This window comes from Georgenia sp. Z1344, assembly GCF_049856295.1.
Lineage (GTDB): Bacteria > Actinomycetota > Actinomycetes > Actinomycetales > Actinomycetaceae > JB111.
Window position 1 is genome coordinate 136,469 of record NZ_JBNDMZ010000008.1, and the last position, 12,939, is coordinate 149,407.

A 12,939-nucleotide genomic window follows, 5' to 3' on the forward strand; every position below is an offset into this window, starting at 1 on the left:
CGACCACGCTACGGGAGGCGGGCCCGTCGGCAGGAGCCGCGTCGGTCCCGGTCGGGGCAGCCTGCCCGACGACGACATGCCCGACGACGACATGCCCGACGACGACCTGCCTGACCCCGTCATCCCTGGTCGACGAACCCCGAGGTGAACGCCCGCACCACCGCCTGCGTCCGATCCCGCACCCCGAGCTTGGCGAGCAGCGACGCGACGTGCGTCTTCACGGTCTCGACGCCGAGGAACAGCTCGGCCCCGATCTCCGCGTTGTTGTGCCCCCGGGCGAGCAGCCTCAGGACGTCCTCCTCACGTGCCGAGAGCGCGGGGAGGGCGGGTCCCGGCGGAGACGTCGCGCGCACGAGCTCGCGGATCGACGCCGGGAACAGCAGCCCCTCGGCCGCCGCCACCGTGCGCACGGCGTGGACGAGCTGGTCGGCGCCCGCCCGCTTGAGCAGGAACCCGTGGGCGCCGGACTCGAGCGCGTCGAGGACGTAGCTGTCGTGCTCGAAGGTGGTGACCACGAGGATGCGCGGCGGGTCGGTGAGCCGCAGCAGCCGCCGGGTGGCCTCGATCCCGTCGATCCCCGGCATCCGCACGTCCATGACGACGACGTCCGGCGAGAGTCGCCGCGTGGCCTCGACGGCCCCCGCCCCGTCCTCGGCCTCCCCGACGACGTCGAACCCCTCGGCGGCGAGGATCGCCGCGAACCCTGACCGCACCATCGCGTCGTCGTCGACGACCAGCACCGCCGTCATGGCTCCTCCTCCACCCGCGCCGGGAGCGTCGCACGGACCTGCCAGATCGGCTCGCCCCCGGAGGGGGGCGCGAGGCCGACGACGAGCGAGCCGCCCAGCGCCTCGACCCGTTCGCGCATGCCGAGCAGTCCGTGACGTCCCGGGCTCCGCCGCCCCCGGCTCCGCCGGCTCTGCTCCGGGCGACCCTGCCCCGGGTGGTCCTCCACCCGCATCCGGTTCGCGATGACGATCTGAAGCAGGCCGTCCGTCACCGAGACGCTCCCCGTCGGACCGTCCACCCCGTGGCGCTGCGCGTTGGTCAGCGCCTCCTGGACCACGCGGTAGGCGACGGCCGCCGTCTCGTCGTCGACCTCGCCGGGGCGTACGCCGACCTCGACCCCTTCCGTCCCGCCCGGGGCGAGGTCCCCGAGGAGCGCGAGCACGTCGGGCAGGCCGTTCCGCTCGGGTTGCGTCGCCGTCCGCCCTGCCTCGTCCCCCTGCCGGAGCATGCCCAGCACGTCGTCGAGCTCGGCGACCGCGCGCTGCGCGAGCCCGGTGATCCGGCCGAGCGACTCGCGGGCCAGCTCCGGGTCCCGCGCGGCCACGCGCGCGCCGGCCTCGGCCTGGACGCCGATCGCCGTGAGCGAGTGCCCGATCGAGTCGTGCAGCTCCCGGGCGAGTGCGTTCGCCGCCCGCAGGCGCGTCCGCTCGGCGTCGGCGTGCGCGAGCCGGTCGGCGGGCGTCGGCCCGAGCACGCGCGGGGCGAGCCGCTCGAGCAGCCGGACGAGGAGCGGCTGCAGCGCGATCCCGCCGGCCAGGAGTGCCACACCGAGCCCGACGAGCACGACCGGGTGCGCGTCGGCGATCTGGAACGGCACCGCCGTCTCGCGCGTGACCGGGGCGAACGCGGCGACGACGAGGACCACGCCCTGCGGGACCGCCCACAGGATCGTGCCGAGCGAGACGCTGCCGAGGAGCAGGACGACGCCGGCCCACAGCAACCCCCGCCCGCGTGCCTCGAGGGAGGTCGTGTCGAGCGGCTCGGGCAGGTCGGTCGCGAGCAGCGCGCGGGCGAGCGCGACCTCGGCGGCCCGGACCGGCGGAGCCAGCAGCAGGGTCACGACGACGGCCGCCGATACCGCGACCAGCGCGGCGACGGCGACCTGCGCCGGACCGTCGGTGGACACGATCGTCACCGTGAAGCCGTACCCGAGCCACGCGACGAGCGCACCGCACGCGCCGCCCACCAGGAGGTGAAGCAGCCCTCGGATCCAGCGGCCGGCCACCCGCCCATCGTGGCAGCACGCGCTGCGCCCGGGATCCCTCGCGCGAGGGAGCGCGTCCACCCGGCAGGGGGTGGTGACGGGCAGGCGGCCGGCGGGAGCGTCGGGGCATGCACACCACCGACACACCCACCACGACCACGCACGACGACGAGACCCGCCCGCGCCCCGCCGTGCTGACTCCCGACCGCCCACCCGGCGGGCTCCCACCCGGCGGGCTCCCGCCCGACCGCGCCCCGACCACCGGCGCCCCGACCACCGGCGACCCGACCGACCGGCGGCCGACCGACGAGCTCCCGCCGGTCGGCCCGGTCCGGCGCGGCCTCGCGGCGTTCGCCATCCTCATGACGCTGCCGTACCTCGCCCTCAAGGTCGCCTGGCTCGCCGGGTCCGACATCGGGCTCGCCGAGGCGGGGTTCGGGGACAGCCCCGGCATGATCGCCCTCAACGTCGCGACCGCCGGGCTCGACGTCGTCGCCCTCGTCCTCGCCGTCGTGCTCATCACGCGCAGGGGGATCCGGGCGCCCGCGTGGCTCACGCTCCCGCCGCTGTGGATCGGTGCCGGCCTGCTCGGGCAGATCCTCGTCTCCATGCCGGTCCTGCTCGTGGCGGGGATCGTCGACCCGCCCGAGCCGACCACGGAGCTCCCGCCGATCGAGGGCTGGGTGTTCGGCATGGTCTACGCCGGGTTCGCGGGCCTCGGCATCGGCCTCCTCGGCGCGTTCGCCGTCTACACCTGGACGCGGTGGGGCCGGCGCACGCTCCCGCCCGTCACCGGCGGCGCCCGCGCGTGGCTCGCGACCGCCGCGACCGCCGTGCTGGGCGCGAGCGTCGTCCACCTCCTCGTCACTGACGCCGGTCTGGTCCAGCGGGTCATCGACCTCGGGATCGGGAGCGTCGCCGCCGGCGCGCTGTGGGCGCTGCGGACCGACGGCGCCCGGCGCGTCGCCGTCGTGCTCGCGTTCGCCGGGACCGGCGCGCTCGCGGCGTGGGGCACCTACCTCGGCGTCGTGACGATCGTGCCCAACGACCTCGTGGTCTACGACGACCTCCCGTGGGGCACCGTCGTCGCCTCCGCGCTGCGGGCGCTCGCCGGGATCGTCGGCGGCCTCGCGCTCGTCGCCCGGCTGCGCGGCAGCGGCAGGTAGCCCGACCCCGGGACCCGACCTCCACGGCCCCCTCGTCCTTGCGACGATGGGGCCGTGGACGTCGATCAGATCTGGCCGGCCGTGTGGGAGCGCACCCGGCCCACCGATACCCCCGAGGTGGGCACGTGGGCGCTCGTCGCGCTCGGCGCGGCGCTCGCCGTCGTCCTCGTGCCGGTGCTGTGGCGTCTCGTCCGTCCGGCCGTGACGATCGCCCACGAGCTCGGGCACGCCGGGGTCGGGATCCTCGTGGGGCGCCGGTTCACCGGCTTCGTCGTCAGCTCGGACATGTCGGGCCACGCCGTCACCGTGGGCCCGCGGCGCGGGTTCGGCCGGGTCGCCACCACCTGGGCGGGCTACCCCGCGCCGGCGTTGCTCGGCGCCGCCCTCGTCAACGTCGGCCTGCGGGGCTGGGCGGGGATCGCGCTGCTCGCTGCCCTGCTCGTCCTCCTCGTCTCGCTCGCCTTCTCCCGTTCGCTGCACACCGTGGCCGCGGTGCTCGGGGCGGCGGCCGTCGTCGGCGGCGTCTGGTGGTTCGGCGGCCCCGACGGCGCGGCGATCCTCACGCTCGCGGCCGGCGTGTTCCTCCTGCTCGGCGCGTGGCGGCACATCGCCGTGGTGGCGACGACCGGCCGGCGCGGCGACGACCCCGCCCAGCTGGCCGACCTCACCCGCGTGCCGTCCTGGCTGTGGACCGGGACGTTCGTGCTCGTCGCGGCGCTGTGCACGTGGTGGGCGTGGACCGCGCTGTCACCGGTCCTGCCGGCGGACCTGCTGTCCTCGTTCTGACCGGCTGGTGACAGGCGCCGCCCCGGGGCGAAGGATGCGGCGCAGCGCGGCTCCGTAGGCAAGACGCGCGACGACGGCGAGGGCCGGGTCCAGCACGCGCGGCACCCCGGCCACGGCGAGCTCCGCGTCCCACCGCACGACGGCGCCGCCGGCGGCCGGCGCGACCCGGGCGAGGACGACGCCGCGCAGCACGCGCCCGGTCTTGACGAACCGCACGGCGCCGCCCGAGCCTCCCCGGTCGCGCGTCGGCCCCCCGGTCGACGCGACCGAGCCTCCCGGACGTTCCGCCCCTGCACCGGCGCCGACCGCCTCGTCGGTGCGCAACCGGTCGACGACCATGTGGTCGTCCATGTACAGCGGTCCGAGTGCGGTGCGCATGGTGAACCTCTCGCCCCGCAGCAGCGGTCCACGCCGAGCGCGGCCACGCAGCGTCGTCAGCGGCACGACCTCGGCGTGCAGCGCCGGGTCGAGCACCCGCGCGAGGGCCCGATCCGCGTCGAGACCGGTGCGGACCACCACCGCGTACCGCGCGCTCACGGGGCGCTCACAGCTCGCACAGCAGGGTGTCCGCGCCGCCGACCGCGCCGACCCGCACGAAGCCGGCGCGGTCGTAGAGCCGCCGGGCGCCCACGTTGTCCCGCTCGACGCTCAGGCTCACCGCGCGTCGGCCGTCCCGGCGGGCCCGCTCGAGCAGCACGGCGAGCAGCGCTGAGCCGACGCCGGCGCCCCGCGCGGACGGCGCCACCCCGATCGACAGCTCCGGGACGTCCTCGGCGACGAACCCGTACCCGGGCCCGTCGGCGGGCAGGAGGCGGAGCCAGGCGACGCCGAGCACCTCGCCGTCGCCACCGACCGCGACGACGCCGCCCTGGTCCGGCGTCCAGCCCTCGACGTAGCGCGCCACGTCGCCGTCGGCCCGCAGTACCTCGACCGGGCGCTCCTCGCCGCCCCGCCAGGCCGTTGCACGGGCGAGGCCGCGCCACAGGTGGGTCTCGTCGTCGGCGCCCGCCGGGCGGACCGTCCACGGCCGGCGCCGCGCGAGGAACACGTGCTCGCGGCCCGGGCGGTCCGGCGCATCCCGCACCTCCTCCACGGCGAACCCGGCCGCGAGCAGGTCCGCCGTCACCTCGGCCCGGTCGCGGAACCGCAGTGTCGAGTCGGAGACGACGACCGCGCCGTCGGAGTGGAAGGTGTGGGTGAACCGGAAGCTCACCAGCGGCAGGTCGACGGCGAGGAGCGTGTACTCCTGGGTGACCTCGCCGGTGCCGGGCACGTCGATCGTCTCGGGCGCGTACCGCCGTCCCCAGTCCTCCCACGCCCGGGCCTCCGGGCGGCGCGTCTCGAACGCGAGCAGGCCGCCCGGCGCGAGCGAGCGCCGCAGGTGCCGCAGCGTCGCCGACCAGTCCTCGTCGGTGAGGAAGACCTGGGCGACGTTCGCCGTCATCACCGCGAGGTCCGCCCACCCGGCCGGTGCGTCCGCGGCGGTGCCGACCACCCAGCGCACGGCGTCGGCCCCGGGCTTTCCGCGGGCCACGTCCACGGAGGCGGCGGCGGGGTCGATGCCGACGACCTCGGTCCCGGCCGCGGCGAGGCGGATCGCGAGCGTCCCCGTCCCGCAGCCCAGGTCGAGCACCCGGGCCGCGCCCGCCTCGGCGACGAGGTCGACGTAGGCGTCGAGGTCGGAGCGGTCGGGGTCGAACGGGTCGTAGATCGGGGCAAGGCGGGCGTCGTCGAAGATCGGGTCGGGCACGCGGCCAGCCTCCCGCGCGGCCCGGGCGCTGCGCCACCGGAATCCCCGTGCCGCGAGGGCCCGGAGGTCCGTAGCCTGCGCGCCATGCCTCGCGTCGTCCTCATGTGCGGCCCCGCCGGTTCCGGCAAGTCGACCGTTGCCCGCGAGCTGGAGGCGGGCGGGATGGTGCGGCTCTCGATCGACGTCGAGGCATGGGCGCGAGGCGAGCGGACGATGCCGCTCGACCCGCGTGTGCGGGACGAGATCGAGGACGAGCTCAGGGCCCGGCTGCTCGATCTCGTCCGCGCGGGTCGCGACGTGGTCGTCGACCTCTCCTTCTGGTCACGCGCGATGCGGGACGACTACCGGGCGCTCCTGAGCGCGACCGGGATCGTGCCCGAGACGATCTACCTGGGCACGCCGAAGGACGTCTGCCTCGCCCGCCTCCGTGCCCGGGCGGCGGCGCATGCGGACGACTTCGCCCTCGACCCGGCCCTCGCCGAGCGGTACTACGACCATCTCGAGGTCCCGACGCCGGAGGAGGGACCGCTCACGGTCCTCCGGTGAGCCGGGCGTCGCCCCGGTCCGCAGCGCCGAGCCCGCCAGGGATCACAGCGCGACGACGCCCTGCACCACGACGATCTTGACGACCACGGCGAGGGCGAACAGGGCGGAGTAGCCGGACTCGGCCCGGTCGTCGTCGACGATGGACGTCACGTGCCCGAGCAGCACCGGCTGACCGATGAAGCCGGCCATGGCGCCGGCCGTACGCGCCGTGGACAGGCCGGCGAGACGGCCGAGCAGCGCGAACAGCGCGAGGACGACGAGCAGGAGGACGACCGATGAGAGCGCCACGGCGAGCCCGGTGGCGGTGAACGCGGTCGAGCCGAACGCCTGCCCGCTCGCGAGGCCGACGGTGGCGAGGAAGAACATGAGCCCGAACTGCCGGATCGTCAGGTTGGCGGCCAGCGGCATCGTCCACACGAGCGGCCCGGTGCGCCCGAGCCTGCCGAGCACGAGCCCGACGACGAGGGGCCCCGCCGCGCTGCCGAGCGCGAGGCTCGCGCCGCCGCCGAGCGGGATCGCGACGAGGCCGACGGCGACACCGATCGCGATGCCCAGGCCGAACGGGAGGAAGTCGACCTCGGTGACGCGGCGCTCGGAGTCGCCGAACATGCGGCGCAGGTCACCGAGCCGCTCGCGGGGGAACACGACGCGGATGCGGTCGCCGAGCTGGAGCGTCATGTCGTGCTGGGCGAGGAGGTCGCGGTCCCCGCGGCGCACGCGGGTGATGACGCCACCGAACCGCGCGGGGATCCTCAGGTCGGCCACCGTGGCCCCGGCGACCGCATGGTCGGACAGGACGAACCGCCGGTAGGTCACCACGGAGTGGTCGTCCGCGAGATCGATGGGTGCGGCGGTCCCGAGCGCGTCCGCGGCGGTGCGGACGGCGTCGGGCACGCCGACGAGGAGGACGCGGTCCCCGGTGCGCAGGGCGTCGTCGGGGTCGGCGACCGTGACCGCGCCGTCCCGCAGGAGGTAGGAGACGCGCACGCCCGCCGGTTCGCCGGGGAGGAAGGCGATGCCGGGGATGTCGGCGATCGGCCGGGGACGGGTGACGTCGACGGTCAGCGTGAGCAGGCCGGCCGCGGACAGGGGAGCCGGGTCGCGGCGCGCCGGGAGGTCGGTGCGGGCCACGCGGGAGAGGACGAGGAGCGTGACGACGACCGCGATCGGGTAGCTGATCGCGTAGCCGACGGCCGGGTCCGTCGATCCGCCGAGCGCGTCGCTCGCGGCGGCCATCGCCGGCGTGGCCGTCAGGGAGCCCGAGAAGAGCCCGCCGGTGATGCCGGGCCCGAGGTCGAGCGCGGTCCCGGCCACCACGGCGAGCAGCCCGAACACGACGACGAGGACGGTGGCGCCACCCATGAGTGGCGCCTGGCGCCGGAGGTCGCGGAAGAACGACGGGCCGGCGGCGACGCCGATCGTGTAGACGAACAGGGTGAGCCCGATGGACTGCGCGAGCGCGAGCCCCTCGCCGAGCCGTGGGTCGAGCGCGCCGAGCGCCAGCCCGACGAACAGCGCCCCGGCCGCCCCGAACCGGAGCGGGCCGAAGGGGATCGCGCCGAGGGCGGTGCCGAGTGCGACGACGAGGAAGACCGTCAGCAGCGGCGTCCCCGCCAGGATGTCGAGCACCCATCCACGCTAGCCCCGCCGGGTGAGGGCGCGGCTGTGATGCGTGCGGCAGACCCGCGGCGCTCGCGGACGGACCCGTGCCGCCTGCCGGTCGTCAGTTCCTCTTGCCCCGGATGAGGTCGAGCGCGATCGTCGCCCCGATGACCGCCAGGCGCTCCCGCGGGCCGGCCCGGTCCTCGAGCTCGACCACGTAGCGATCCTTGCCCGAGAGGAAGCCGGCCGACGACCGGGACACGCGGGCGACGCGCGTGCCGCCGTCGACGACCTCGAAGTCGAAGTCCCAGAAGCTGCCGTGCAGCTCGAGCAGCCCGCCGTCGGTCACCTCGATCTCGACCTTGGTCGCGAAGAATGCGCTGCGCTGGACGACGTGTGCCAGCGCGGAACCGGCGCCGTCCGTGAGGACGTACCGGTCCCGGCCCCAGTCGCGCGTGTCCTCCACGTGCATGAGGACGGTGCCGTCGGCGTCGGCCACCTCGAACGTGCGGCTGCCTCCCCAGAAGCCCGAGCCGGTGGTGAGGACGCGGCCGACCGCCCGGTCGTGCTCGTCGAGGATGTCGAAGTCGTTGGACAGGAACGACGTCACCTGGTGCATGACGACGACGTCCTGGTCGACCAGCGAGGGCGTGCTCGCCTGGGCTCCCGCGTCCTCGCCGGTCCGCCCCAGCTCGCTGCCGTCCGCAGCGGTGGCGCCGGTACCCGCTGCGCCTGCAGCGACGCCTGCCGCGGCGCTGTCCCCCGTGGTGGCTGCCGGGTCCGGCTCCGCGTCGCTCGGCGCCTGCGTGGCCTCCTCCGGCAGCGGCTCCGGGTCGCTGGCCCAGAACGCCTTCGCCTCGGCCACGCGCTCGGGGTGCGGGTGGTTCTCGTTGAGGAGCTGGAGGCTGACGACGCTCAGGTGCGGGTTCGCGCCGCGGTCGGCCACGAGGAGGACGGGCTCGGGGCCCAGCTCGGCGCGCACCTCGGGAGAGCCCAGGGCGGAACCGAGGGCGGCGAACAGCTGGAACTCCCACTCCTCGCGCTCGGCCTCGGAGACGTGCGTGCCCGCCCAGTGCCCGATCTCGATCTCGAGCGCGCGGAGCCCGGCCGACGCCGCGACCTCGGTCGTGGGCCAACCCGGGGCCCACCACCGGGCCCGTGCCCCGTCGTCGGACCCGGTCGTCGAGGTGTCCGCAGCCGGGCCGACCGCACCGCCCGCGTCCGCCGGGGCCAGCGCGGGGACCCACGAGCGACCCGCGGAGTGCACGACCGCCGCCGCCGGCACGGTCCCCGGGTCGCGGCCGGCGAACAGCTCGCGGAAGACCTGGGCCAGAACGGCCCGGAGACGGGGGGCAAGGGTCTCGAGGAAGGACTCCATGCCGACACGGTAGGAGGACGCCGACCCCGCGGACCCGTCGGAGCGGGGGAGCGCTCTCCACCCTGTGAGAGGCGCGTCGACGCCGCGACGTGCGGACCTCGCGCCGTCGGTGCAGGGGCTTGCTCCTCACACCGTGGCAGGGGCCAGACTCGTGCGCATGGCCGACGACCGACCCCTCGCCATCGGGCAGTTCTCCCAGCGCTGCCGCCTCAGCGTCCGCATGCTCCGGCACTATCACCAGCACGGCGTGCTCGTGCCGGACCACATCGACGACGGCGGCCGCCGCTGGTACGCGCCCGAGCAGCTCGCCGACGCCGCCGACGTGCGGCGCCTGCGCGACGTCGGGTTCTCCGTCGCGGCCATGCCGGCCCTGCTCGCCGCCCGCGGCACCCCCGCCCTCGCCGACGCCCTGCGCGCGCAGCGCGTCGTCGTCGAGCAGGAGCGCCGCGACGCCGCCGCTCGGGTGAGGGCCATCGACCGCATGATCGACCAGGTGAGAGGACAGGACATGAGCATCGAGATCGACCGACGGACCACGGTACCCATGACGGTGGTGGCTCTGCGCGGCACCATCCCCACGTACTCGGACGAGGGGCAGCTGTGGGGGCGGATGATGCCCGAGCTCGAACGCCAGGGGATCCGGCCGACCGGGCCGGGCGGCGTGTTCGAGCACGACCCGACGTACGTCGAGCGGGACCCGGACGAGTCGGTCTACCTCCCCGTGGCACCGGGCACCACCGCCGAGGCCCCGCTGGAGGTCGTCGACGTGCCCGCCCAGGAGGTCGTGGTCGCGCGCGTCGTGGGCCCGTACGACCAGATCAGCGACGCGCACGCCCTCATCGGCGACCGCGTGACCACCGACGGCCTCACCTTCGCCGAGCCCGCGGCGGACGGACTCGTGGGCAAGGTCTTCAACACCTACTACTCCGACCCCTCGAGCACCCCCGAGGACGAGCAGGTGACGGAGGTCCACCACCCCGTCGTCGCCGGCTGACCCGCGGCATGCCCGACGACGGCGCCCGGCCGGCCGGAGCGGACCGGCCGGGCGCCGTCGTCCGCGCCTCGCGGGCGGGCGACCGCCGTCGCGGTCCACGGACTCCGGGCGTGGCTGGCACGATCGGGGGGTGACGGATCCCGACGACCAGCCGACGACGATCCGCGTCCTCGGCGCCGCCGTCCACAACCTGCGCGGCATCGACGTCGACCTGCCGCTGCGCCGCCTCGTCGGCATCGCCGGCGTCTCCGGCTCGGGCAAGTCCTCGCTCGCGATGGGCGTGCTCTACGCCGAGGGGTCGCGCCGGTACCTCGAAGCGCTGTCCACCTTCACCCGCCGCCGGCTCGCCCAGGCGCCGCGGGCGGCGGTCGACTCCGTCGAGCACGTGCCCGCGGCCCTCGCCCTGCGTCAGCGCCCCGGCGTCCCGGGCATCCGGTCGACGTTCGGGACGACGACCGAGCTGCTCAGCGTGCTGCGCCTGATGTTCTCCCGCCTCGCCGCGCACCGCTGCCCGAACGGCCACACCCACCCGCCGACCCTCGACGTCGCCGCCGAGGTCCCCCTCACGTGCCCGGAGTGCGGCGAGGTGTTCGACCCGCCGGGCGCCGAGGACCTCGCCTTCAACGCGGCCGGCGCGTGCCCCACCTGCTCCGGCACCGGCGTCGTCCGGGACGTCGACGACGACACCCTCGTGCCCGACCCGTCGCTGACGATCGACGAGGGCGCCGTCGTGCCGTGGCGGACCTTCAACTTCAACGTCCAGCCGGACATCGTGCGCGAGATGGGCGTGCGCACCGACGTCCCCTACCGCGACCTCACCGACGACGAACGGGCGATCGTCCTGTCCGGCCCCGAGGAGAAGCGCCACATCACGGTCTCCACCCGCAACGGCCTGCACGAGCTCGACTTCACCTTCCGCAACGCGCGCCTCACGGTGACCAAGGAGCTCGACCGGGCCGGCGACGAGAAGCGCCTGGCCCGGGTGTCGAAGTTCCTCTCCGAGGGGGAGTTCCGCGCGTGCGGCGGGACCCGCCTCTCGGACGCGGCCCACGCGCCCCGCATCGGCGGGAGCAGCCTCGCCGACGTCACCGCGCGCACGCTCGACGACGTCCTCGCGTGGGCGCGGACCGTCGGCGCCGACCTCCCGGCGGAGATGCGCCCGATGGCGGACGGCCTCGCCGAGACGCTGGACCGGATGGGTTCCCGGCTCATCGACCTCGGCCTCGGCTACCTCTCCCTCGACCGCGCCGGCTCGACGCTCTCGACCGGCGAGCGGCAGCGCGCCCAGCTCGCCCGCGCGGTGCGCAACCGGACGACCGGCGTGCTCTACGTCCTCGACGAGCCGTCGATCGGGCTGCACCCGGCGAACGTCGACGGGCTGCTCGGTGTCGTCCGCGACCTTCTCGCGGACGGGAACTCGGTCGTCGTCGTCGACCACGACGTGGCGGTGCTCCGGGAGACGGACCACCTCGTCGAGATCGGCCCGGGCTCCGGCCCCGACGGCGGCCGCGTCGTCGTCTCAGGAAGCGTCGCCGACGTCGTCGCGCACCCGGCGTCCCGCCTCGGCGGCTTCCTCGACGGCAGCGAACCCGTCGTCGTGCGCGAGCGCGCAGCCGCGGGGGACGTGTTCGCCCACGGCGCCGTCCACCTCGCCACCGACGCGATCCACACCGTCCACCCGCTGACCGTCGACGTCCCGCGCGGCCGGCTCACCGCCGTCACCGGGCCGTCCGGCTCGGGCAAGACGACCCTCGTCCTCGAGGGCCTCGTCCCCGCGCTCGCCGCGGCCGCCGCCGGCGAGCGGCTCCCGTCGCACGTGCGCGACCTCGACCCGGCGGGCATCGAGCGCGTCCAGCTCGTCGACGCCACCCCGATCGGGATCAACGTCCGCTCGACCGTCGCCACCTACTCCGGCGTGATGGACGAGCTGCGCCGCACGTTCGCGCAGGAGCCCGACGCCGCGGACCGGGGGCTCACCGCCGCCGACCTCTCCCACAACACCGGGTCCCTGCGCTGCCCGCGGTGCGACGGCACCGGCCAGGTCACGCTCGACGTCCAGTTCCTGCCCGACGTCGACGTCCCCTGCCCGGACTGCCGCGGCACCCGGTTCGCCCCCGACGCCGACGAGGTCCGCCGCCCCGTGCCCGGCGGCGGCACGATCTCCCTGCCCGAGCTGCTGGGGCTGACGGCCGCCCAGGCCCTCGACGTCGTCGGTGACGTCCGCCCGGTCGCGCGCCGGCTGCGCACCCTCGTCGACCTCGGGCTCGGCTACCTCACCCTCGGCGAGGACACCCCGGCGCTGTCCGGCGGGGAGGCACAACGGCTCAAGCTCTCCGCCGAGCTCACCCGCCGCCAGGAGGGCACCCTGTTCGTCCTCGACGAGCCGAGCGTCGGCCTCCACCCGCTCGACGTCCGCGTGCTTCTCGACGTCCTCCAGCGGCTCCTCGACCGCGGGGCGACCGTCGTCGTCATCGAGCACGACCTCGACGTGATCGCCAACGCCGACCACGTCGTCGACCTGGGGCCCGGCGGGGGAGAGGACGGCGGGCGGATCGTCGCCACCGGCACCCCGGACGAGGTCGCCGCCGACCCCGCCGGGCTCACCGGCCGGTACCTCGCCCGCCACCTGGGCACCCGCTGAGCGAGGCGGTCCGTGGCCCCGCCACGGCGTCGTCGGGCTCCTCGATCGGATAATCTCGACGTCGAACCATCCCCGGCCCCCGA

Annotated in this window: 11 protein-coding genes; 5 read left to right on the forward strand and 6 right to left on the reverse strand. The window is 75.7% G+C overall.

Annotation, left to right across the window (positions count from 1 at the left end):
* Positions 1 to 119 precede the first annotated feature (119 nt).
* Together ACPYO6_RS10360 and ACPYO6_RS10365 are read right to left on the reverse strand one after the other, a co-directional pair.
* Positions 120 to 749 (reverse strand): response regulator transcription factor, encoded by a 630-nt coding sequence (locus ACPYO6_RS10360; protein WP_425714781.1) that lies wholly within the window; start codon positions 747 to 749, stop codon positions 120 to 122.
* Positions 746 to 2,014 (reverse strand): sensor histidine kinase, encoded by a 1,269-nt coding sequence (locus tag ACPYO6_RS10365; protein WP_425714782.1) that lies wholly within the window; start codon positions 2,012 to 2,014, stop codon positions 746 to 748. Before ACPYO6_RS10365 ends, ACPYO6_RS10360 begins: the two co-directional genes overlap by 4 nt.
* Positions 2,015 to 2,121: 107 nt before the next feature.
* On the opposite strand from ACPYO6_RS10365, the gene ACPYO6_RS10370 reads away from it, so the two are divergent.
* Together ACPYO6_RS10370 and ACPYO6_RS10375 are read left to right on the forward strand one after the other, a co-directional pair.
* On the forward strand, positions 2,122 to 3,159 hold the full coding sequence (locus ACPYO6_RS10370) for a hypothetical protein (RefSeq protein ID WP_425714783.1): 1,038 nt from the start codon (positions 2,122 to 2,124) through the stop codon (positions 3,157 to 3,159).
* 54 nt (positions 3,160 to 3,213) lie between these two features.
* Positions 3,214 to 3,945 (forward strand): M50 family metallopeptidase, encoded by a 732-nt coding sequence (locus ACPYO6_RS10375; protein ID WP_425714784.1) that lies wholly within the window; start codon positions 3,214 to 3,216, stop codon positions 3,943 to 3,945.
* Here the strand turns inward: ACPYO6_RS10375 and ACPYO6_RS10380 are convergent.
* Both ACPYO6_RS10380 and ACPYO6_RS10385 read right to left on the reverse strand, forming a co-directional pair.
* Positions 3,907 to 4,482, reverse strand: a complete 576-nt coding sequence (locus ACPYO6_RS10380; RefSeq protein ID WP_425714785.1) for a hypothetical protein — start codon at positions 4,480 to 4,482, stop codon at positions 3,907 to 3,909. The genes ACPYO6_RS10375 and ACPYO6_RS10380 overlap by 39 nt on opposite strands.
* A 7-nt stretch (positions 4,483 to 4,489) precedes the next feature.
* On the reverse strand, positions 4,490 to 5,695 hold the full coding sequence (locus ACPYO6_RS10385; RefSeq protein WP_425714786.1) for a GNAT family N-acetyltransferase: 1,206 nt from the start codon (positions 5,693 to 5,695) through the stop codon (positions 4,490 to 4,492).
* A gap of 84 nt (positions 5,696 to 5,779) precedes the next feature.
* Between ACPYO6_RS10385 and ACPYO6_RS10390 the strand changes: the two genes are divergently transcribed.
* Positions 5,780 to 6,241, forward strand: coding sequence for an AAA family ATPase (locus ACPYO6_RS10390; RefSeq protein ID WP_425714787.1), 462 nt, complete (start codon positions 5,780 to 5,782; stop codon positions 6,239 to 6,241).
* A 42-nt stretch (positions 6,242 to 6,283) separates the two neighbouring features.
* Here the strand turns inward: ACPYO6_RS10390 and ACPYO6_RS10395 are convergent, their stop codons facing one another.
* Both ACPYO6_RS10395 and ACPYO6_RS10400 read right to left on the reverse strand, forming a co-directional pair.
* The gene (locus ACPYO6_RS10395; RefSeq protein ID WP_425714788.1) at positions 6,284 to 7,870 is read right to left on the reverse strand and encodes an aspartate:alanine exchanger family transporter; all 1,587 of its coding nucleotides are present in this window, start codon (positions 7,868 to 7,870) and stop codon (positions 6,284 to 6,286) included.
* Positions 7,871 to 7,964: 94 nt separating this feature from the next.
* The gene (locus ACPYO6_RS10400; protein ID WP_425714789.1) at positions 7,965 to 9,221 is read right to left on the reverse strand and encodes an LURP-one-related/scramblase family protein; all 1,257 of its coding nucleotides are present in this window, start codon (positions 9,219 to 9,221) and stop codon (positions 7,965 to 7,967) included.
* A 157-nt stretch (positions 9,222 to 9,378) separates the two neighbouring features.
* Between ACPYO6_RS10400 and ACPYO6_RS10405 the strand changes: the two genes are divergently transcribed.
* Positions 9,379 to 10,215 (forward strand): MerR family transcriptional regulator, encoded by an 837-nt coding sequence (locus ACPYO6_RS10405; RefSeq protein ID WP_425714790.1) that lies wholly within the window; start codon positions 9,379 to 9,381, stop codon positions 10,213 to 10,215.
* Between the two features lie 130 nt (positions 10,216 to 10,345).
* Positions 10,346 to 12,856, forward strand: coding sequence for an excinuclease ABC subunit UvrA (locus ACPYO6_RS10410; RefSeq protein WP_425714791.1), 2,511 nt, complete (start codon positions 10,346 to 10,348; stop codon positions 12,854 to 12,856).
* The last annotated feature ends 83 nt before the right edge of the window (positions 12,857 to 12,939 follow it).